Annotated in this window: 19 protein-coding genes; 18 read left to right on the top strand and 1 reads right to left on the bottom strand. The window is 65.6% G+C overall.

Features of this window, described 5'->3' with window-relative positions:
• Positions 1-42: 42 nt before the first annotated feature.
• From WJ542_RS14520 to WJ542_RS14495, 6 genes are all read left to right on the top strand, one after another.
• Positions 43-708, top strand: coding sequence for a site-2 protease family protein (locus tag WJ542_RS14520; RefSeq protein ID WP_411189912.1), 666 nt, complete (start codon positions 43-45; stop codon positions 706-708).
• Positions 709-712: 4 nt separating this feature from the next.
• On the top strand, positions 713-1,915 hold the full coding sequence (locus WJ542_RS14515) for a tryptophan--tRNA ligase (RefSeq protein ID WP_411189911.1): 1,203 nt from the start codon (positions 713-715) through the stop codon (positions 1,913-1,915).
• A gap of 11 nt (positions 1,916-1,926) precedes the next feature.
• The gene (locus WJ542_RS14510; protein ID WP_411189910.1) at positions 1,927-2,574 is read left to right on the top strand and encodes a class I SAM-dependent methyltransferase; all 648 of its coding nucleotides are present in this window, start codon (positions 1,927-1,929) and stop codon (positions 2,572-2,574) included.
• A 44-nt stretch (positions 2,575-2,618) separates the two neighbouring features.
• Positions 2,619-3,524, top strand: coding sequence for a 4-hydroxy-tetrahydrodipicolinate synthase (gene dapA / locus WJ542_RS14505; RefSeq protein WP_411189909.1), 906 nt, complete (start codon positions 2,619-2,621; stop codon positions 3,522-3,524).
• Positions 3,525-3,641: 117 nt separating this feature from the next.
• Entirely contained in the window at positions 3,642-4,784 is a 1,143-nt protein-coding gene (gene bamC / locus WJ542_RS14500; RefSeq protein WP_411189908.1) for an NlpB/DapX family lipoprotein, read from the top strand.
• A gap of 7 nt (positions 4,785-4,791) precedes the next feature.
• On the top strand, positions 4,792-5,565 hold the full coding sequence (locus WJ542_RS14495) for an MBL fold metallo-hydrolase (protein WP_411189907.1): 774 nt from the start codon (positions 4,792-4,794) through the stop codon (positions 5,563-5,565).
• A gap of 111 nt (positions 5,566-5,676) precedes the next feature.
• On the opposite strand, the gene WJ542_RS14490 is transcribed toward WJ542_RS14495, so the two are convergent.
• Entirely contained in the window at positions 5,677-6,375 is a 699-nt protein-coding gene (locus tag WJ542_RS14490) for a Bax inhibitor-1/YccA family protein (protein WP_411189906.1), read from the bottom strand.
• 304 nt (positions 6,376-6,679) lie between these two features.
• Here WJ542_RS14490 and ndk point away from each other — a divergent pair, with 304 nt between their 5' ends.
• The 12 genes from ndk to hflC all read left to right on the top strand — a co-directional run bounded on the left by ndk (position 6,680) and on the right by hflC (position 20,204).
• Positions 6,680-7,105: a nucleoside-diphosphate kinase gene (gene ndk / locus WJ542_RS14485; RefSeq protein WP_411189905.1), complete on the top strand. Its 426-nt coding sequence runs from the start codon at positions 6,680-6,682 to the stop codon at positions 7,103-7,105.
• Positions 7,106-7,248: 143 nt separating this feature from the next.
• Positions 7,249-8,403, top strand: a complete 1,155-nt coding sequence (gene rlmN / locus WJ542_RS14480; protein WP_411189904.1) for a dual-specificity RNA methyltransferase RlmN — start codon at positions 7,249-7,251, stop codon at positions 8,401-8,403.
• Between the two features lie 207 nt (positions 8,404-8,610).
• Complete coding sequence (locus WJ542_RS14475; protein WP_411189903.1) at positions 8,611-9,735, top strand: RodZ domain-containing protein; 1,125 nt, start codon at positions 8,611-8,613, stop codon at positions 9,733-9,735.
• A gap of 102 nt (positions 9,736-9,837) precedes the next feature.
• Positions 9,838-11,157, top strand: a complete 1,320-nt coding sequence (gene ispG / locus WJ542_RS14470; RefSeq protein WP_411189902.1) for a flavodoxin-dependent (E)-4-hydroxy-3-methylbut-2-enyl-diphosphate synthase — start codon at positions 9,838-9,840, stop codon at positions 11,155-11,157.
• Positions 11,158-11,206: 49 nt separating this feature from the next.
• Complete coding sequence (gene hisS / locus WJ542_RS14465) at positions 11,207-12,544, top strand: histidine--tRNA ligase (protein WP_411189901.1); 1,338 nt, start codon at positions 11,207-11,209, stop codon at positions 12,542-12,544.
• Between the two features lie 25 nt (positions 12,545-12,569).
• Positions 12,570-13,199 carry a tetratricopeptide repeat protein gene (locus WJ542_RS14460; RefSeq protein ID WP_411189900.1) on the top strand — a complete coding sequence of 210 codons (630 nt, stop codon included), beginning with the start codon at positions 12,570-12,572 and terminating at the stop codon, positions 13,197-13,199.
• 56 nt (positions 13,200-13,255) lie between these two features.
• Complete coding sequence (gene bamB / locus WJ542_RS14455; RefSeq protein WP_411189899.1) at positions 13,256-14,404, top strand: outer membrane protein assembly factor BamB; 1,149 nt, start codon at positions 13,256-13,258, stop codon at positions 14,402-14,404.
• A gap of 351 nt (positions 14,405-14,755) precedes the next feature.
• On the top strand, positions 14,756-16,093 hold the full coding sequence (gene der, locus WJ542_RS14450; RefSeq protein ID WP_411189898.1) for a ribosome biogenesis GTPase Der: 1,338 nt from the start codon (positions 14,756-14,758) through the stop codon (positions 16,091-16,093).
• 162 nt (positions 16,094-16,255) lie between these two features.
• Positions 16,256-16,492 (top strand): RNA chaperone Hfq, encoded by a 237-nt coding sequence (gene hfq / locus WJ542_RS14445; protein ID WP_027793540.1) that lies wholly within the window; start codon positions 16,256-16,258, stop codon positions 16,490-16,492.
• 58 nt (positions 16,493-16,550) lie between these two features.
• The gene (gene hflX / locus WJ542_RS14440; protein WP_411189897.1) at positions 16,551-17,795 is read left to right on the top strand and encodes a GTPase HflX; all 1,245 of its coding nucleotides are present in this window, start codon (positions 16,551-16,553) and stop codon (positions 17,793-17,795) included.
• Between the two features lie 81 nt (positions 17,796-17,876).
• Positions 17,877-19,292, top strand: a complete 1,416-nt coding sequence (hflK, locus tag WJ542_RS14435; RefSeq protein ID WP_411189896.1) for an FtsH protease activity modulator HflK — start codon at positions 17,877-17,879, stop codon at positions 19,290-19,292.
• A gap of 12 nt (positions 19,293-19,304) precedes the next feature.
• Positions 19,305-20,204: a protease modulator HflC gene (hflC, locus tag WJ542_RS14430; RefSeq protein ID WP_411189895.1), complete on the top strand. Its 900-nt coding sequence runs from the start codon at positions 19,305-19,307 to the stop codon at positions 20,202-20,204.
• Positions 20,205-20,215 lie beyond the last annotated feature (11 nt).

The following is a 20,215-nucleotide window of genomic DNA, read 5'->3' as shown; positions in this document are numbered from 1 at the left end:
GCCCGCCGACCGTGGGCCGGCGCATTGATACAATACCGCGCCATGGATGCTTCCCTGATACAGACGATCGTCGTCTACGCCCTCCCGGTCATCTTCGCCATCACGCTGCACGAGGCCGCCCACGGCTATGTCGCGCGTGCGCTCGGCGACAACACCGCCTACGTGCTCGGCCGCGTGTCGTTCAACCCGATGCGCCATATCGATCCGATCGGTACGATCGCGATGCCGCTGATCCTCTATTTCCTCACCAACGGCGCCTTCGTGTTCGGCTATGCCAAGCCCGTGCCGATTTCGTTCGGCAGCCTGCGCAATCCGCGCTGGGGCACGCTCTGGGTGGCGGCGGCAGGTCCGGCCTGCAACTTCGTCCAGGCGATCGTGTGGGGCGTGTTCGGCGTCGCGCTCGCGGTGCTCGGCATCGACGAGCCGTTCTTCACGCGCATGGCCGCCGCGGGCGTCGGCGTAAACCTCGTGCTGGGCGTGCTCAACCTCTTTCCGCTGCCGCCGCTCGACGGCGGCCGTGTGCTCGCGGCGCTCTTGCCCACGCGCGCGAGCATTGCGCTCTCGCGCCTCGAGCCCTATGGTTTCATCATCGTGATGGGGTTGCTGGTCTCCGGCATCTTCACCCGATTCTGGCTGCGTCCGCTCGTCTCGCTCGGCTACGACGCGGTCACGGCCCTCCTTACCCCACTCGTTTCGCTCTTTTCATAACATCATGTTCCCAGACCGTATCTTCTCCGGCATGCGGCCCACCGGGTCGCTGCACCTCGGCCACTACCACGGCGTGCTGAAAAACTGGGTGCGGCTCCAGTCGGAGTACCCGTGCTTCTTCTGCGTGGTCGACTGGCATGCGCTCACCACGCACTACGAGACGCCCGAGGTCATCGAAAAGAACGTCTGGGAGGTGCTGATCGACTGGCTCGCGTCCGGCATCGATCCGAACCAGGCCACGCTCTTCATCCAGAGCCGCGTGCCCGAGCACGCGGAGCTCGCGCTTCTGCTGGGCATGAGCACGCCGCTGAGCTGGCTCGAACGCGTGCCCACCTACAAGGAGCAGATCGAGAAGCTGCGCGACAAGGACCTCGGCACCTACGGCTTCCTCGGCTACCCGGTGCTGATGGCCGCCGACATCCTGCTATACCGCGCTTCGCTCGTGCCGGTGGGCGAGGACCAGGTGCCGCACGTCGAAATGGCGCGCGAAATGGCGCGCCGCTTCAACTACATGTACGGCCGCGAGCCGGGCTTCGAGGAGAAGGCCAACGAGGCCGCGAAGAAGCTGGGCGGCAAGCGCTCGAAGCTCTATCACGAACTGCGCAACGCGTATCAACAGGAAGGCAACGAAGAGGCGCTCGAGCAGGCGCGCGCGATGCTTTCGGAGTCGCAGAGCCTGTCGATGAACGATCGCGAGCGGCTGTTCGGCTATCTCGAAGGCGCGCGCAAGATCATCCTGCCGGAGCCCCAGGTGTTGCTCACCGAAGCTTCCCGCATGCCGGGTCTCGACGGCCAGAAGATGTCGAAGTCGTACGGCAACATGATCGGCCTGCGCGAAGATGCGCAGACCATCGAAAAGAAGGTCCGCACGATGCCGACCGACCCGGCGCGCGTGCGCCGCACCGATCCGGGCGACCCGGACAAATGCCCGGTCTGGCAGCTACACCAGGTCTACACCGACGAAACGACGCACGACTGGGTGCAGAAGGGCTGCCGCTCGGCCGGTATCGGTTGTCTCGACTGCAAGCAGCCGGTGATCGAGGGCATTCTGCGCGAGCAGCAGCCGATGCTCGAGCGCGCGCAGAAGTACATGGACGACCCGTCGCTGCTGCGCGCGATCGTCGCGGACGGCTGCGACAAGGCTCGCAAATTCGCGAACGAGACCATGCGCGACGTGCGCGAGGTCATGGGCCTGTCGTACAACTGAGGACGGCTGCGGTGAGCACGCTGCCCACAGCAGGCGCCGGAGTGTCCCACGGCGCGCTCGGCGAGCCGTCGCGCTGGGTGCGCCGCTGGGCGCATCTCGTCGCGCCGGGCGGCGCGGTGCTCGACGTGGCTTCGGGGGCCGGACGCCATGCGCGGTTCTTGGCGGAGCGCGGCCACCCTGTGACGGCGCTCGACCGGGACGCAGCCGCGCTTGCGACGATGCAGGGCGTGGCGGGCATCGAAACGCTCGAATGCGACCTCGAAGGCGCGCCTTGGCCGCTCGCGCCCGGGCGGCGCTTTGCGGCCGTCGTCGTGACGAACTACCTGCATCGGCCGCTGATGCCGCGTCTGATCGACGCACTGGCGCCGGGCGGCCTGCTGATCTACGAAACCTTCGCGCAAGGCAACGAGACGGTCGGCAAACCGTCCAATCCTGCGTTTCTGCTGACCCCGGGCGAGTTGCTCGCGGTCTGCACACCCACGCTCCGGGTGATCGCCTATCAGGACGGATTTCTCCCACAGCCGCGTCAGGCGTTTGTCCAGCGGATCTGTGCGGCGCGCGACGAACTCCGACAGCCGGCGTCCGGCACGTCCGAAAAGGACGGTAATGGAGCTGCGACTCAGGTACTACCCGTACCGCGTTACGATCTGACCGGTTAATCCGCTACAATCGCGGTTTAACGTACTCATTTCTTTGACGTTTCATGGCTAACGGCATTCAGGACGGCATCACGCTGCGCGGCAGCATTCCCGCGATCGTCACCCCCATGCACGAAGACGGCAGTCTCGACCTGCCGGCATTCTGCAAACTGATCGACTGGCATGTGGACGAGGGGACAGATGCGCTCGTCGTCGTCGGTACGAGCGGCGAGTCTGCCACCCTGAACGTCGAAGAGCATATCCTGATGGTCAGGACGGCGGTCGAGCACGCCGCAGGCCGCATGCCGATCATCGCCGGCGCGGGCGGCAATTCCACCGCCGAAGCGATCGAGCTCACGAAGCATGCGAAGGAAGTCGGCGCGCAGGCGTCGCTTCAGGTCGTGCCCTATTACAACAAGCCGACCCAGGAAGGCATGTACCGCCACTTCGCGAAAATCGCGGAGGCGGTCGACCTGCCGGCCGTCCTGTACAACGTGCCGGGTCGCACCGTTGCGGACATGTCGAACGAGACCATCTTGCGCCTCGCGCAGGTGCCGGGCATCGTCGGCGTGAAGGAAGCGACGGGCAATCTCGACCGCGCCGCGCACCTGATCAAGCACGCGCCGGCGGGCTTCCGGATTTTCAGCGGCGACGATCCCACCGCGATCGCGCTGATGCTGCTGGGCGGCCACGGCAATATTTCGGTGACGGCAAACGTCGCGCCGCGCCAGATGAGCGAACTGTGCCGCGCCGCGATCGAAGGCGACGCGAAGACCGCGCGCGCGATTCATCTGAAGTTGCTGTCGCTGCACAAGAATCTGTTCATCGAATCGAACCCGATTCCGGTGAAGTGGGCATTGCAGGAACTCGGCCGCATGGAAGGCGGCATTCGCCTGCCGCTCACGCCGCTCGACGAGCGCTACCACGACGTGGTGCGTACGGCGATGCGCGAAGCCGGCCTGATTGGCTGACCGGTCCCTGATTCATTCCGGTCCGCCATCAAGCACCCGATTTTTTCCAACCGACGCCGCTCCCGCCCGAATCCACCACCGATCCCGGCTTTGCGTTCCCGTATCACGAAGGTCCCCATGAAACGTTCTGCTCTCTCCCTCAACGCAACCCGCCTGGCGGTGCTGGCGCTGGCCATTGGGCCGCTCGCAGGCTGCGAGTCGCTGAACGACATGTTCGCGTCGGATAAGGTCAACTACAAGGACACGGCGAGCGCGCCGCCGCTGGCCGTGCCGCAGGATCTTTCGGCGGCGCCGAACGGCCAGCAGTTCGTTGCTCCGCCGGCCTCGCTGGCGCTGGGCGGCGCACCCAAGGGTTCGGTGACGGCCGCGGGCAATACGACGATCGGCAGCCCGAGCGCGCAGGATCCGTTCGGCATGCACGTCGAGCGCGACGGCGACCGCCGTTGGCTCGTGGTCGACGGCCGCACGCCCGACGACCTCTGGCCGATCCTGCAGAGCTTCTGGCAGGACAACGGCTTTACGCTGTCCACCGACTCGCCGGACACGGGCATCATGGTGACCGACTGGGCGGAGAATCGCGCCAATATTCCGGACGACTGGTTCCGCCGCACGATTGGCCGCGTGATCGACTTCGCTTACTCGTCGGGCACGCGCGACCGCTTCAGCACGCTCGTGACGCGCGGCGCGGACGGCCGGACCGATATCTCGATCACGCAAAGCGCGCTGGAAGAAGTGCTGACGGGGCAGGACAAGACGACCTCGAAGTGGGTCGAGCGTCCGCGCGATCCGGCCCTCGAAGCGGAATTCCTCGCGAAGGTCATGCAGAAGTTCGGCCTGACCGACGCTCAATCGAAGCAGTTGCTGACTGACGCGCGCCCGTCGGGCGCCGTCGCCCAGATCGACCATACGGCTGACGGCACCACGCTCAATCTGCCGGAATCGTTCGATCGTGCCTGGCTGCGCGTGGGCCTTGCGCTCGACCGAACCAACTTCACGGTCGACAACCGCGACCGCGAGAAGGGCATCTACTACGTTCGCTACGCGGATTCGATGCAGGAGCTGAAGGGCGACGGCCTGTTCGGCAAGCTGTTCTACAACCCGAAGACGGCCGCGAAGAATCAGGGCGCGGAATACATGGTCGCCGTGCGTCCGAAGGGCGATGCGCAGACGCAGGTGGCGGTGGTGGACCAGAACGGCCAGATCGACACGTCGTCGGACGCGCAGCGCATCGTGACCGCGCTGCACTCGCAGCTCAACTGACGCCACCGTGCGTTTCGCGAGCCTCGGTAGCGGCAGCGAGGGTAACGCACTGGTCGTGGAAGCAGGCAGTGGCGCGCGTCCGACGCGTGTGCTGCTGGACTGCGGATTCTCGGCGAAGGAAGTCGAGCGGCGCCTCGCTCGCGCCGGTCTCGAAGCCGGCTGCCTCGACGCCATCCTCATCACTCACGAACACAGCGATCATATCGGCAGCGCGCTCACGCTGGCGCGCCGCTGGTCGATCCCCCTCTACACGAGCTGGGGCACGGCGCGCGCCGTGGGCGCCGACGACGCAGGCGCCGAGCTGAATGTGCTGTGGGGCGACGAGACGGTCGAAATCGGGGCGCTCGGCGTACTGCCCTATACCGTTCCGCACGACGCGCGCGAGCCGCTCCAGTTCGTTTTCAGCGACGGAGCGAGCCGTCTTGGTGTGCTCACCGACGTCGGCGAATCGACGCCGCACATTAACGCGGTGCTCGGCGGCTGCGACGCGCTCGTGCTGGAATGCAACCATGACCTCGCGATGCTTGCGGCGAGCCGGTATCCGCCTTCGCTGAAGGCCCGCATCGGCGGCTCGCACGGCCATCTGAACAACGAGGCGGCGGCGGGGATTCTCGCGGCGCTCGACCGTTCGAAGCTGCGGCACCTGATCGCGGCGCACCTGAGCCAGCAGAACAACACGCCGGAACTGGCGCGCGTGGCAATGGCCGGCGTGCTGGGCAACGCGCTGACGGAAATCGGTGTCGCGTCGCAGGATGAGGGATTCGATTGGGTCGTGCTTTGATCCGCCGGTGATCCGGGATCTCCGGCAACAGACAAAAAAAAGCCCATGACACGAAAGTCATGGGCTTTTTTGTGCCCGCCGCAGCAGGCTTGACTCAGAGTTTTGACCCTCTTAGTTGCGGTTGCCGCCGAAGATGCCGAGCAGCGCGAGCAAGTTCACGAAGACGTTGTAGAGGTCCAGATAGATCGCGAGCGTGGCCGAGATGTAGTTGGTCTCGCCGCCGTTCACGACGCGCTGCACGTCGAACAGCATGTAGGCCGAGAAGATCACGATGGCCAGCACCGAGACCGTGAGCATGAGCGCGGGCAAGTGCAGGAACATGTTCGCCACGCCGGCGAGCAGGATCACGATCACGCCCATGAACAGCCACTTGCCGAGGCCCGAAAAGTCGCGCTTGCTGACCGTGGCGATCGTGGCCATCGCCGTGAAAATGACGCCGGTGCCGCCGAAGGCGAGCATGATGAGCGATGGGCCGTTCGAGAAGCCGAGGATGAACGACAGCAGGCGCGAGAGCATCAGGCCCATGAAGAACGTGAAGCCGAGCAGCACGAACACGCCGACCGAACTGTTCTTGGTGCGCTCGATGGCGAACATGAAGCCGAATGCGATCGCGAAGAACGCAAGCAGGCTCATTGCCGGGCTCGTGGCCGCGAACAGCGAGAAGCCGGTGGCGACACCCACCCACGCGCCGAGCACCGTCGGCACCATCGAGAGCGCGAGCAGCCAGTAGGTGTTGCGCAGTACGCGGTTGCGGGCCTCGGCCGGGATGACAGTGCCGCCGCGGCCGAAGTTGTAGGGGTACTCGTTCATGCTTTCTCCTTGCGTGAAACGCGTGGTTCGCGGCGCGCGGCAGGTGCGCGGTCCGCTCTTTCGTAAGATAAGCGCGGCAGCCCGGAGTTTCAACAGGATGCCACGCGTCTTCGGTATGGTTACGAAGCGTAAGCCGTCATTCTTAAGCCTTGCTGAAAGGCTGGCGGGGCGGTTTTGCGCCCGGCCTCATATCCGTTCGGCCAGGCTTGCCGGCCAATGAGGGTCCAATCGCAATCATACATGGGAACATGCTACAATTGACGATTCGTTTGGATTTGTAACCTCTTAATTTTCTGGAGTTTTTATGGCGATCGAACGCACCCTGTCGATTATCAAGCCGGACGCAGTGGCAAAGAACGTGATCGGCCAGATCTACAGCCGCTTCGAAAACGCTGGCCTGAAGATCATTGCCGCCCGCATGGTCCACCTCTCGCGCGCCGACGCCGAGAAGTTCTATGCTGTCCACGCTGCACGCCCGTTCTTCAAGGACCTCGTCGACTTCATGATCTCCGGCCCCGTGATGGTGCAGGCTCTGGAAGGCGAGAGCGCTATCCTGAAGAATCGCGAGCTGATGGGCGCGACCGACCCGAAAAAGGCCGAGAAGGGCACGATCCGCGCCGACTTCGCCGACAGCATCGACGCGAACGCCGTGCATGGCTCCGACGCTCCGGAAACGGCTGCCGTGGAAGTTGCGTTCTTCTTCCCGCAAGTCAACGTCTACTCGCGCTAAGCGAGCGACGTCAGCAGCATCCAGGTCGCGAGCGGTAATGGCGTTCATCCCGGTCCACGGTGGTCGTTCCGAAGGCCCGCAAGGGCCTTGGAAGCGGCATCGCGGGCCGGCGAACGCGCGCTCGCACTGAAGGCAGGATTGATATGACGAGCAGTTCCACCGTCAACCTTCTCGATCTCGACGCCGAGGGGCTCGTCGCATACTGCGAGAGCCTCGGCGAGAAGCCGTTTCGCGCCAGGCAGTTGCAACGCTGGATCCATCAGTACAACGCCGCCGATTTCGACGGCATGACGGATCTGGCGAAATCGCTGCGCGAAAAGCTCAAGGGGCGTGCCACCATCGGCATGCCCGGCATCGTTAGCGATCACGTTTCGGCCGACGGCACGCGCAAGTGGCTCGTCGACATGGGCAACGGCAACGCCGTAGAAACCGTGTTCATCCCCGAAGAGACGCGCGGCACGCTGTGCGTGTCCTCGCAGGCGGGGTGCGCGGTCAACTGCCGGTTCTGTTCCACCGGCAAGCAAGGATTCTCGCGCAATCTCTCCACCGCCGAGATCATCGGCCAGTTGCGCATGGCGGAGTTCGCGCTGCGCGCCTCGCTCCCTGGCGCCGAAGGCGGCCGGGCGACCGGCGGCGAGGGCAAGGGCGAGCGCGTCATCACGAACGTCGTGATGATGGGCATGGGCGAGCCGCTGCTGAACTATGATGCGGTCGTGCCCGCGATGCGCCTGATGCTCGACGACAACGCCTACGGCCTGTCGCGCCGACGCGTCACGCTCTCGACCTCGGGCGTCGTGCCGATGATGGACCGGCTGGGCGCCGAATTGCCCGTGGCGCTGGCCGTTTCGCTGCACGCGCCGAACGACGCGCTGCGCGACGAGCTCGTGCCGCTCAACCGCAAGTACCCGCTGCGCGAGCTGATGGCGGCCTGCCAGCGTTATCTGGAAGTCGCGCCGCGCGACTTCATCACGTTCGAGTACTGCATGCTCGACGGCGTGAACGACACGGAAAAGCACGCACGCGAGTTGCTCGCCGTGACGCGTGACGTTCCGTGCAAGTTCAATTTGATCCCGTTCAATCCATTCCCCGAATCGGGCTTGCTGCGCTCGAAACCGGAGGCGATCAAGCGTTTCGCGCAGATCCTGATGGATGCGGGCGTCGTGACGACCGTGCGCAAGACGCGCGGCGACGACATCGATGCGGCCTGCGGGCAGCTCGCAGGCGAGGTGAAGGACCGCACGCGCCTCGCCGAGCGTACGGCGCGCAAAGTCATAGAAGTGAGACCGGTGCAGCACTGAATGCACCGGCAGCGGGAGAGCCGGGACGAATGCACGGGGGACGCGTCGTCATCGGCTGTATTGAAACGTAAGTTGCAGAAGCGATCGGAAGCGGCACAGACGCCGCGCATTTTGTTATAAACGGTCTGCGAATCGGGGCGGGGCGCCAGAACAGGCGCCGACCCGGCCGGTTCCAGGATAGAAAAGAATCGACGCAAGGATTTAGGGATGAGCGAGCCGCAGCACCCTTTCGGTACAGACACCAACGCAGGTCGTCCGGCGCCTGGTGACGCGCCGTCGCCGGTGCCGCCGGTGCCGCCGGTGCCCGATACGCTGGCTGCGGCGGGTGCGCGCCTCGCGCAACTGCGCGAGGCGAAGGGGTGGTCGGTCGAGGACGTTTCGGCGCGCCTCAAGGTGGCGGTGAACAAGCTGCGCGCGCTCGAGGCGGGCGACCTCTCCCAGTTGCCCGACACCACCTTCGCGCTTGGCGTGGTGCGCAGCTACGCGAGGATGCTCGGCGCCGATCCCGCGCCGTTTTCGCAGGCGTTGCGCCAGGAGCGCGGCGTGCCGCAGCCCGATCTGTCGATGCCGGCTTCGGCCGGCGCGGATTTGCCGCGCGGCGGCCGCGTCTCGCTCACGCTGGGCGGCAGCGGAGCGCCGCGCCGCCGCTCGTGGCTGTGGGGTGTAGCGGCGGTGATCGTCGCGGTGATCGCGCTAGCCATGTGGCACACGAACAGCGGTGAGTCGTCGGCCTGGTTTGCGCGCCTGAAGGCGATGGCCAACGGCGCGGCCGCTCAGCCCAGTGCGGCGTCCGCCACGGTTACCGAGGGTCAGACCGCGGGGGCTCAAGGAGCGTCGGCGCCGCAGGGCGATCAGTCGGCGGCGCCGGCCGATGAGGCAGCGAGCGACGCCATCGCGTCGGGTACCGAGACGAATGCGCCGTCGGATGTCGCGCCGCCGGCCGTGCAGAGCGCGCCGGCGAGCGTACCGGTAGCAGCGCCGGCCAGCGTGCCGGCCGCGGCGCAACCGGCGGCAAGCACGCCGGCGGTAGCGACGACTGCGGCGGCTGCGCAGTCCGCCTCGTCGACGGACGCGACGGGCGCCGACACCTCGACGTTCGCGATCCGCGTGACGCAGGACACCTGGGTCAACGTGCGCCAGAAGGACGGCAAGGAAGTGTTTTCCGGCTTGATCCACGGCAGCGACGCGCGCGAGATCACGGGTATCGAACCGCTTAAGATTACGGTGGGCAACAAGGCCGGCATCGAGTCGATGACCCTCGACGGTCAGCCGGTGGACGCGTCGAAGTACGCGTCGGCGCGCGGCAACGTGGCGCGCTTCGTGCTGCCCTGATCAAGACATGGCACGTGTCGCGGCCGGAACCTGCCGGCCGCGGCGCTTTTTCAATTCGCGTGGCGTATGAGGCGCAGGCCTTTCGCGGTGCGCGAGGCGTAAATGGGTTTTTCGATGCAAACCGACCAGCAATCTTCGTCCCGCATCAGCCAGATCTGTTCGACTGAGCCGGTCCTCGGCGGCCACGCGCCGCGTCGCAAATCGCACGGCGTGCATGTGCGCTGGGGCGGCAATCTCGTGACGATCGGCGGCGACGCGCCCGTGCGCGTGCAGTCGATGACGAACACCGACACCGCCGACGCGATCGGTACCGCCATCCAGATCAAGGAACTTGCCCAGGCCGGTTCCGAGCTCGTCCGCATCACCGTGAACACGCCTGAAGCGGCGGCGGCGGTTCCGGCGATCCGCGAGCAGCTCGACCGCATGGGCGTGACCGTGCCGCTCGTCGGCGACTTTCATTACAACGGCCATCTGCTGCTGCGCGATTATCCGGGCTGCGCCGAGTCGCTCTCGAAGTACCGCATCAACCCGGGCAACGTCGGGCAAGGCGCGAAGCGCGACACACAGTTCGCGCAGATGATCGAAGCGGCTGCGAAGTACGACAAGCCCGTGCGGATCGGCGTGAACTGGGGCAGCCTCGACCAGGATCTCCTCGCGAGGATGATGGACGAGAACGGCGCGCGCAGCGAGCCGTGGGAAGCGCAGAGCGTGATGTACGAGGCGCTGATCCAGTCGGCCATCGGCTCGGCCGAGCGCGCCGTCGAACTGGGCCTCGGTCGCGACAAGATCATCCTGTCGTGCAAGGTGAGCGGCGTGCAGGACCTGATCGCCGTTTATCAGGAACTCGCGAAGCGCTGCGACTTTGCGCTGCACCTCGGCCTGACCGAGGCGGGCATGGGCTCGAAGGGCATCGTCGCTTCGACGGCGGCGCTGTCCGTGCTGCTGCAGCAAGGCATCGGCGACACGATCCGCATCTCGCTCACCCCGGAGCCGGGCGCGCCGCGCACGGGCGAAGTCGTGGTCGGCCAGGAAATCCTGCAGACCATGGGCCTGCGCTCGTTCACGCCGATGGTCATCGCGTGCCCGGGCTGCGGCCGCACCACTAGCACGCTGTTCCAGGAACTCGCTTCGCAGATCCAGAACTATCTGCGCGCGCAGATGCCGCTGTGGCGCGACGAGTTCCCCGGCGTCGAGACGATGAACGTGGCCGTGATGGGCTGCATCGTGAACGGCCCCGGCGAATCGAAGCACGCGAACATCGGCATCAGCCTGCCGGGCTCGGGCGAAAACCCGGCCGCTCCCGTTTTTATCGACGGCGAGAAGGTCAAGACGCTGCGCGGTGAACATATCGCCGAAGAATTCCAGCAGATCGTGAGCGACTACGTCGCGCGCAAATACGGCAAGGCCGAAGCTACGGCCTGAGCGACGCGCAGCACCGTACGCACAACCGAACACCGTCTATCGCAACCAGATGACTGAACAGAAAAGAAAGCCCGAAAAGCTCATCGGCGTAAAGGGCATGAACGATATCCTGCCGCAGGACGCAGGGCTGTGGGACTTCTTTGAAACCACGGTGAAGTCGATGCTTCGTTCGTACGGATACCAGAACATCCGCACGCCGATCGTTGAGCACACGCAGCTCTTCACGCGCGGTATCGGCGAAGTGACGGACATCGTCGAAAAAGAGATGTATAGCTTCACCGACGCGCTCAACGGCGAAAACCTCACGCTGCGCCCGGAAGGCACGGCCGCTGCGGTGCGCGCGTCGATCGAGCACAACCTGCTCTACGACGGTCCGAAGCGCCTGTGGTACGTCGGTCCGATGTTCCGCCACGAGCGTCCGCAGCGCGGCCGCTATCGCCAGTTTCATCAGGTGGGTGTGGAGGCGCTCGGCTTCGCGGGCCCCGATGCGGACGCTGAAATCATCCTGATGTGCCAGCGCCTGTGGGACGACCTCGGCCTCACCGGCATCAAGCTCGAGATCAACACGCTCGGCGTGGCCGAAGAGCGCGCCGCGCATCGCGTGGAACTGATCAAGTACCTCGAACAGCACGTCGACGCACTCGACGAGGACGGCAAGCGCCGCCTCTACACGAACCCGCTGCGTGTGCTCGACACGAAGAATCCTGCGCTGCAGGAGATCGCGAACAACGCACCGAAGCTGATCGACTTCCTTGGTGCGGAGTCGCGCGCGCATTTCGAGGGGCTGCAGCGCATCCTCAAGTCGAACAACATTCCGTTCAAGATCAATCCGCGTCTCGTGCGCGGTCTCGATTACTACAATCTGACCGTATTCGAATGGGTGACCGACAAGCTTGGCGCACAGGGCACGGTCGCCGCGGGCGGCCGCTACGATCCGCTGATCGAGCAACTGGGCGGCAAGCCGACGGCGGCGTGCGGCTGGGCGATGGGCATCGAGCGCATTCTCGAGCTGTTGAAGGAAGAGGATCTCGTGCCCGAGGACGAAGGTTGCGACGTCTACGTTGTCCACCAGGGCGAGGCCGCGCGCGAGCAGGCCTTCATCGTGGCCGAGCGTCTGCGCGACACCGGCCTTGATGTGATCCTGCACTGCAGCGCCGACGGCCAGACCGCGAGCTTCAAGTCGCAGATGAAGCGGGCCGACGCGAGCGGCGCCGCGTTCGCCGTGGTGCTCGGCGAGGACGAAGTGGCGCAGGGCGTGGTGGGCGTGAAACCCCTGCGCGGCGTGGCCGCCGAGGCGCGCAACGAGCAGCAGACCGTGCCGGTCGAGGACTTGACCGAATATCTGATCAATGCGATGGTTGCATCCGCCGAAGACGGCGACGACTGAACAAAGAACAAGGAATCGCTTCGCGATGAGTTACCACGACGAACAGGAATCGATCGAGAGCTTCAAGGCATGGTGGGCGCAGTGGGGTAATGCCTCCACCTGGATCGTTCTGATTGCCTTGCTCGCCCTCGCGGGGTGGAACGGCTGGAATTACTGGCAACGCCATCAGGCCGCCGAAGCCGCCGTGCTGTACGACCAGGTGCAGCAGGCCGAGAGCGGCAGCGACAAGGCGCTGCTCGCGCGTATCGCGTCCGACATGGAAGACCGCTTCGGCGGCACGGCCTACGCGCAGATGACGGCGCTGGGCGTCGCGAAGGCGCTCTACATGGCGGGCGACGAAGCGGGCGCGAAGGCGCAGTTGCAATGGGCCGCCGACCATGCGAAGGACGACGAATTCCGCCAGATCGCAAAGCTGCGCCTCGCCTCGCTTCTGCTTGACGAGAAGGCTTACGACCAGGGCCTCGCGCTGATTCCGCAACCCGATTCGGGCCCGTTCAAGGGCATCGTCGCGGATGGCCGCGGCGACCTGCTGGCTGCCGCCGGCAAGCGCGACGACGCGCGCGCGGCCTACCAGCTCGCGCTCGACAGTCTCCCGAAGAGCGATGCGTCCGAGCGCCAGCTCATCCAGTTCAAGCTGGACGCGCTGGGCGGCTGACGCGTAAACGCCCGGCGAACTCCCACTAATTCCACCCATTCATGCTTCGCTAACCGATGAATCTGCTGAAACGATACGTTGTGCCCGTCGCCTGCGCGATGACTGTCCTTGCACTCGCGGCCTGCTCGTCGAGCAAGGACGAGCGCCGCGATCCGGTGCCGCTCACCGAGTTCAAGCCGGTGCTCAACGTCCAGCAGGTATGGAAGGCGAGCGTCGGCAAGGCCGGCCGCTACCTGTTCTCGCCGGTCGCCGTGGGCGACGCCGTTTATGCGGCGGGCGCGAACGGCTCGGTCGCGAAGTTCGACGCGCAGACCGGCAAGGAAATCTGGAAGGTCAAGCTCAAGGACGACCTTTCGGCGGGCGTGGGCAGCGACGGCAACCTGACGGCCGTGGGCGGCCTGAAGGGCCAGGTCGATGTCCTCGACAACAACGGCAAGCTGCTGTGGCAGGCGACCGCGCCGGGCGAGATCATTTCGCCGCCGCTCGTCGGCAACGGTCTCGTGATCGTGCGTACGATCGACGGTCAGATCATTGCCTTCAACGCCCAGACGGCCGAGCAGAAGTGGGCGTACCGCAATCGGGCGGTGCCGCTCAATCTGCGCGTCTCGGCCGGCATGACCTTCGCGGGCGATCAGGCCGTGCTCGCGGGTTTCCCGGGTGGCGCGTTTGCGGCGATCAACCTGCAGACGGGCGACGCGTTCTGGGAAACGCCGGTGTCCTACCCGAAGGGTGTGACCGAGGTCGAGCGTATCAATGACGTGAGCGGTCCGCCCACGCTGATCGGCGCGACGACCTGCGCGGTCACGTTCCAGGGCCAGCTCGGCTGCTTCGATGCGAACTCGGGCCGCGCGCTGTGGGAGAAGCCGTTCTCGAGCGTGAGCGGTATCGCCCAGGACGATGTCGCCGTAGTCGGCGCGGACGACTGGTCGGTCGTGCACGCCTATAGCGTTGCGACGGGCGCGCAGGCATGGAGCTCCGACAAGCTCAAGAACCGCGACCTGAGCGTGCCGGTGCTGCTGGGTCATGCCGTCGTGATGGGCGACTATCAGGGTTACGTGCACTTCCTCTCGCTCGATGACGGCAGCTTCGTCTCGCGCGTGAAGACCGACGGCAGCCCGATCGTCGCGGCGCCGGTGCTGGCCGGCAACACGCTCGTCGTGCAGACGAAGGACGGCGACCTGTACGGTCTGCGTCCGCAGCAGTAAGCGACGTTCGTCGCGCGAGCCGTCCGTGGGCGGCTCGCCGGACTTTCGAAGCGCTTATGGACGATAAGGGCGCGCCGGCAAGGCCGTGCGCTGCCCGCAGAGGGCCGGCTCCAGCCGGCCGCGTGCGTTTTAACGGCGCAACAGCCGCGAGCGGGAATCCCGCTCCAACCGCTTTCCGGGCGAGCGCCCGGCGCGTCCTGCCTTGCGGACCCTACGCGAGGCCGTACGCCGGGCTCGGGCATCGCGCCTGTTTCATGATAATTTGCAACCGATGCCACCCTGCTGGCGCAGGGCGTTGCTGCGCAGCATGCCGGACTTTCCGGCGCTGCGCCTTACCGTAGAAAAGATCAGATGAAACCCGTAATCGCCCTCGTTGGGCGCCCCAATGTGGGGAAATCCACGCTGTTCAACCGGCTCACGCGTTCGCGCGACGCGCTGGTGGCCGACCTGCCTGGCCTCACGCGCGATCGCCACTACGGCGAGGGGCGGGTGGGCGATCGTCCGTACCTCGTAGTCGATACCGGCGGCTTCGAGCCCGTCGCGAAGGACGGCATCCTGCACGAGATGGCGCGCCAGACGCGCCAGGCCGTGGAAGAGGCCGACATCGTCGTGTTCATCTGCGACGGACGCAACGGCCTCGCGCCCCAGGACAAGCATATTGCCGACTACCTGCGCAAGACGGGCCGGCCGATCTTCCTCGTGATCAACAAGGCCGAGGGCATGAAGTACACGTCCGTCGCGGCGGAGTTCTACGAGCTGGGCCTTGGCGACCCGCGCGCGATTTCGGCCGCGCACGGCGACGGCGTGACCGAGATGATCAGCGAAGCGCTCGACCAGGCTTATGCCGATCAACCCGAGGAAAGTGAAGAGGACGCCGAAAAGCATGGCGTGAAGATCGCGATCGTGGGCCGCCCGAATGTCGGCAAGTCGACGCTCGTGAACACGCTGCTCGGCGAGGACCGCGTGATCGCGTTCGACATGCCGGGCACGACGCGCGACTCGATCTATATCGACTTCGAGCGCGGCGGCAAGAAGTACACGCTGATCGACACGGCCGGCCTGCGCCGCCGCGGCAAGGTGTTCGAGGCTATCGAAAAGTTTTCGGTGGTGAAGACGCTGCAGTCGATCGCGGACGCCAACGTCGTGATCCTGATGCTGGACGCGCATCAGGAAATTTCCGATCAGGACGCGCACATCGCGGGCTTCGTGGTGGAGCAGGGCCGTGCGCTCGTGGTGGCCGTGAACAAGTGGGACGGCCTCGACGAACATGCGCGCGAGCAGATCAAGCACCACTTGCTGCGCAAGCTGAAATTCCTCGAATTCGCGAAGTTCCACTTTATTTCGGCGACGGAGAAGTTCGGCATCGGCGCGCTGATGCGCTCGGTCGACGCGGCCTATGCCGCGGCGATGGCGAAACTGCCCACGCCGAAGCTCACGCGCGCGCTCATCGACGCCGTGGAGTTCCAGCAGCCGCGCCGCCGCGGCCCGGTGCGTCCGAAGCTGCGCTATGCGCACCAGGGGGGGCAGAACCCGCCCATCATCGTGATCCACGGCAACGCGCTCGATGCGGTCACGGATACCTACAAGCGCTATCTGGAGAACCGTTTCCGGGAAACTTTCTCGCTGACCGGGACTCCATTGCGCATAGAGTTTCGTTCCTCGACGAATCCCTACACTGACAAAAGCTGAGTTCTGTACGCTCGCGCGCATGACGTCTCCGGTCGCCCCTGGCCGGACGGTCGGGATGCGCGCCAGCCTGTGAGAATCGGCTATAGTGTAGCGATTGGTGCCGGATTTCTTTTTTTTCGGCCCCAATCCAAGTTAAACCTGCAAAAAAATACGGAGTTTGCTATGAGCAACAAAGGGCAATTGTTACAAGACCCGTTTTTGAACGCGCTGCGCAAGGAGCACGTGCCTGTTTCGATCTATCTGGTCAACGGCATCAAGCTTCAAGGGAACATTGAATCGTTCGACCAGTACGTCGTGTTGCTCCGTAATACGGTTACGCAGATGGTGTACAAGCACGCCATTTCCACGGTCGTGCCCGCTCGTCCGGTGAACTTCCACCCGGACACGGAAGCGTCCTGATCCACGGTACGGCCGGTCCGGAGCGCCGCAAGGGCGAGCCGGACCGGCCGTTTTCATTTTGACATCCGCTAATTTGACCAACGCCGCACTTGTGGGCATCGACTTCGGCAAGACCGATTTCGACGCCAGCCTCGAAGAACTCAGCCTGCTCGCACAGAGTGCGGGCGCCAATCCCGCCGTCACGCTCACCGGCCGACGCTCGAGCCCCGATGCCGCCATGTTCATCGGCAGCGGCAAGGCCGACGAACTGCGTCTTGCCTGCGAGGCAAACGACGTCGAAATCGTCATCTTCAATCACGCACTGTCGCCCGCCCAGCAACGCAATCTGGAGCGCACGCTGAACCGTCGCGTGGTGGATCGAACGAGCCTCATTCTCGACATCTTCGCGCAGCGCGCCCGCAGCCACGAAGGCAAGCTGCAGGTCGAGCTCGCACAGTTGCAGTATCTCGCCACGCGCCTCGTGCGCGCATGGACCCACCTCGAGCGCCAGAAAGGCGGTATCGGCCTGCGCGGCCCTGGCGAAACGCAGCTCGAAACCGACCGCCGGCTGATCGGCGAACGCATCAAGATGCTGCAGGGCCGGCTCGCCAAACTGCGGCGTCAGCACGGCACGCAGCGGCGCCAGCGCCAGCGCAACCAGACCATGTCGGTGTCGTTCGTCGGCTATACGAACGCGGGCAAGTCCACGCTCTTCAATGCGCTGACGAAGGCGCAGGCGTATGCGGCGGACCAGTTGTTCGCGACGCTCGATACCACGTCGCGGCGCGTCTGGCTGGGCGGCGAGGTCGGGCAGATCGTGCTCTCGGATACGGTCGGATTCATCCGCGAGCTGCCTCACCAACTCGTCGCCGCGTTTCGCGCGACGCTAGAAGAAACCGTGCAGGCCGATCTTTTGCTGCACGTCGTGGATGCGTCGAGTTCCGTGCGCCTCGATCAGATCGATCAGGTGAACGCGGTGCTGCACGAGATCGGCGCAGATACGATCCGCCAGGTGCTGGTATTCAACAAGATCGACGCGGTACCCGAACTGGCGGCCCGCGGCGGGACGGTCGAGCGGGACGAATATGGTAATATTTCGCGCGTCTTTTTGAGCGCGCGCACGGGCGTCGGACTGGATGCGCTGCGCGCCGCCATCGCCGAAATCGCGGCGGCTGAACCGATGAACAATGGGGTAACCGGCGGGATTGCCAGCGGGTCGACCCACGGGATAACCAGCGCGATTGCCGACGCGCCACAACCGCTCGCCGCCGACTGGAATGCGGTGTCCCACGAATCTCGCAGGGAATCGGAACACGGCCGCTGACGCCGTGCCCGGCGCCGGCCGGTGGAGGCGGGCGCGACCCGCACGCATTGATCCGCTGTCTACTCTGGTGAACGAACACAGGTGAACGATTACAACAAGCGGTCTGGCTGGCAGCGCGCGCGCACCATCTTCTCGCTGAACGATCCCCGCTGGGGTCGCGGCGACGGCGATGGCCAGCGCACGGACGACTCGCGCCGGCCCCCGGGCAAGAACGGCAACGGCAGTGGCGATGGCCCGCCCGACCTCGACGAGATGTGGCGCGACTTCAACCGCCGTCTCTCGGCGTTCTTCGGCCGCAAGGGCAAGGGGCCCAGTGGCCTCGGTCCGCGTCCCGATAACGGCAACGGCGCGCGCATCGGCGTCGGCATCGTGATCGGCGTGCTCATCGCGATCTACGTGGGCAGCGGCGTCTATGTCATCCAGGAAGGGCAGGCCGGTGTCGTGCTGCAGTTCGGCCAGTACCGGCAGACCGTCGGCGAAGGCGTCCACTGGCGCCTGCCGTATCCGTTCCAGACTCATGAAGTGGTGAACGTTGGTCAGATCCGCTCGGTCGAGATCGGCCGCAGCAACCTCGTGCGCCCGGCCAACGTCAAGGACGCGTCCGTGCTCACGCACGACGGCGACATGCTCGACGTGCGCTTCACGGTGCAATACCAGGTGAAGCAACCGACCGATTACCTGTTCCAGAGCGTCGATCCGGATCTCGCCGTCACGCAGGCCGCGCAGGCGGCGGTGCGTACGGTGGTCGGCGCGCGCAGCACGAATGAGCTGCTGTACGCCGATCGCGAACCGATCCGCGCGCAGCTTGCCGACGCGATCCAGCACTCGCTCGACGAGGCGAAGACCGGGCTTGGCGTGACCGGCGTCACGATCCAGAGCGTGCAGGCGCCTGACCAGGTGCAGGCCGCCTTCGACGACGCCGCCAAGGCGCACCAGGACCGCGATCGCGCAAAGCGCGACGCGCAGGCCTACGCGGACGAATTGCTGCCGCGCGCGCAGGCGGACGGTGCCCGTCTGATCGATGACGCGAAGGCCTATAGCGAACGCGTGGTCGCCGAGGCTCAGGGCGACGCGGACCGCTTCATGCAGGTCTACGCGCAGTATGCGAAGGCTCCGGCCGTGATTCGCGAGCGCATGTATCTGGAGACCATGCAGCATATCTACTCGAATACGACGAAGGTGTTCGTCGACAGCAAGTCCGGCAACAACGTGATCTATCTGCCGCTCGACAAGATCGTCGACGCGACGCGTCAGCGCGCCGCGGCGGCCGCCGCAGCGTCGGCCCCGGCCGCTTCCGAAGCGCCGCCTGCGGCGGCGCCCGCGTCGAGCGATGCGCAGCAGCAAGGCGCCCAGGACGGCGCGCAGCAGCAGGGCGCCGCGGAACCGGCCGCTGCCGCTTCCGCGCCCTCGGCCAGCGACGCTGCTGCGGCCGCCAGCGACGCATTGCGTTCGCGCGATGCGTTCCGCAGCCGCACGCGTGAAGACGACGTGCAATAACGGAGCGCCCCTATGAACCGAATCATTGCGCTCGTCGTTGTCGTTGTGGTGGCCGCGCTCGTTGCCTCGTCGTCGGTGTTCGTCGTCGATCCGCGCCACGTTGCCGTCGTTTCGTCCTCGGGCGGCAGTCCGGCGACGCTCGCGGGGCCGGGGCTGCACGTGAAGCTGCCGCCGCCGTTCCAGACCGCGACGTACATCGATACCCGCGTCCAGGCGTTCGACGCGCCCGACGCGGACCGCTACACGACGTCCGACAAAACCGAGCTGCTCGTGAACCCGGTGATCCGCTATCGCATCGCCGACCCGCTCAAGCTCTTCGCCGCAACGAAGGGCGACCCGCAAACGCTCGCCGACCGGCTTGCCTCGCTGTCGCGCGACGCGCTTTCCGACGCGTTCTCGAAGGTTACGCTGACCGCTGCGCTCGCGCAGCAGGAAGCCGTCGCCAACGGCGCGCGCGACGCGCTGCGCGAAGCGGCCGCGCCGCTCGGCATCGACGTGATCGACATCGAACTTACGCGCCTCGACTATCCGCCCGAACTGGCGGATGTCGTCTACAAGCGCATGAGCGCCGCACGCGAGCAGACCGCGGCCGACGAACGCGCGCAGGGTGCGGCCGAGGCGCAGCAGATCAAGGACGACGCCGAGCGCAAGCAGCAGGGCGTGCTGGCGGATGCCTATGCGCAGGCGCAGGCCATCAAGGGCGAAGGCGATGGCAAGGCCGCCGCGATCGCCGCCGAGGCCTTCGGCCGCGACCCGCAGTTCTACCAGTTCTATCAGAGCATGCAGGCGTTGCGCGACAGCTTCAAACCCGGCGACGTCGTCGTGGTCGATTCGTCGAGCGACTTTTTCCGCTTCATGCGCGGTCCGAACGGCGACACCGCGCCGGCACCGGCTCCTGAGCACAAACACTAAACGAGACACCG

Source organism: Paraburkholderia yinzeri (assembly GCF_046581065.1).
Classification (GTDB): domain Bacteria; phylum Pseudomonadota; class Gammaproteobacteria; order Burkholderiales; family Burkholderiaceae; genus Paraburkholderia.
Note: the sequence above shows the minus strand (reverse complement) of the source record. Positions and strands in the feature narration are given on the sequence as shown.

Excerpts from the sequence above, each read along its gene's own strand:
- WJ542_RS14520 (WP_411189912.1), top strand. The coding sequence starts at position 43 with ATGGATGCTTCCCTGATACAGACGATCGTCGTCTACGCCCTCCCGGTC.
- WJ542_RS14515 (WP_411189911.1), top strand. The coding sequence starts at position 713 with ATGTTCCCAGACCGTATCTTCTCCGGCATGCGGCCCACCGGGTCGCTG.
- dapA (WP_411189909.1), top strand. The coding sequence starts at position 2,619 with ATGGCTAACGGCATTCAGGACGGCATCACGCTGCGCGGCAGCATTCCC.
- bamC (WP_411189908.1), top strand. The coding sequence starts at position 3,642 with ATGAAACGTTCTGCTCTCTCCCTCAACGCAACCCGCCTGGCGGTGCTG.
- WJ542_RS14490 (WP_411189906.1), bottom strand. The coding sequence starts at position 6,375 with ATGAACGAGTACCCCTACAACTTCGGCCGCGGCGGCACTGTCATCCCG.
- ndk (WP_411189905.1), top strand. The coding sequence starts at position 6,680 with ATGGCGATCGAACGCACCCTGTCGATTATCAAGCCGGACGCAGTGGCA.
- rlmN (WP_411189904.1), top strand. The coding sequence starts at position 7,249 with ATGACGAGCAGTTCCACCGTCAACCTTCTCGATCTCGACGCCGAGGGG.
- WJ542_RS14475 (WP_411189903.1), top strand. The coding sequence starts at position 8,611 with ATGAGCGAGCCGCAGCACCCTTTCGGTACAGACACCAACGCAGGTCGT.
- ispG (WP_411189902.1), top strand. The coding sequence starts at position 9,838 with ATGGGTTTTTCGATGCAAACCGACCAGCAATCTTCGTCCCGCATCAGC.
- hisS (WP_411189901.1), top strand. The coding sequence starts at position 11,207 with ATGACTGAACAGAAAAGAAAGCCCGAAAAGCTCATCGGCGTAAAGGGC.
- WJ542_RS14460 (WP_411189900.1), top strand. The coding sequence starts at position 12,570 with ATGAGTTACCACGACGAACAGGAATCGATCGAGAGCTTCAAGGCATGG.
- bamB (WP_411189899.1), top strand. The coding sequence starts at position 13,256 with ATGAATCTGCTGAAACGATACGTTGTGCCCGTCGCCTGCGCGATGACT.
- der (WP_411189898.1), top strand. The coding sequence starts at position 14,756 with ATGAAACCCGTAATCGCCCTCGTTGGGCGCCCCAATGTGGGGAAATCC.
- hfq (WP_027793540.1), top strand. The coding sequence starts at position 16,256 with ATGAGCAACAAAGGGCAATTGTTACAAGACCCGTTTTTGAACGCGCTG.
- hflC (WP_411189895.1), top strand. The coding sequence starts at position 19,305 with ATGAACCGAATCATTGCGCTCGTCGTTGTCGTTGTGGTGGCCGCGCTC.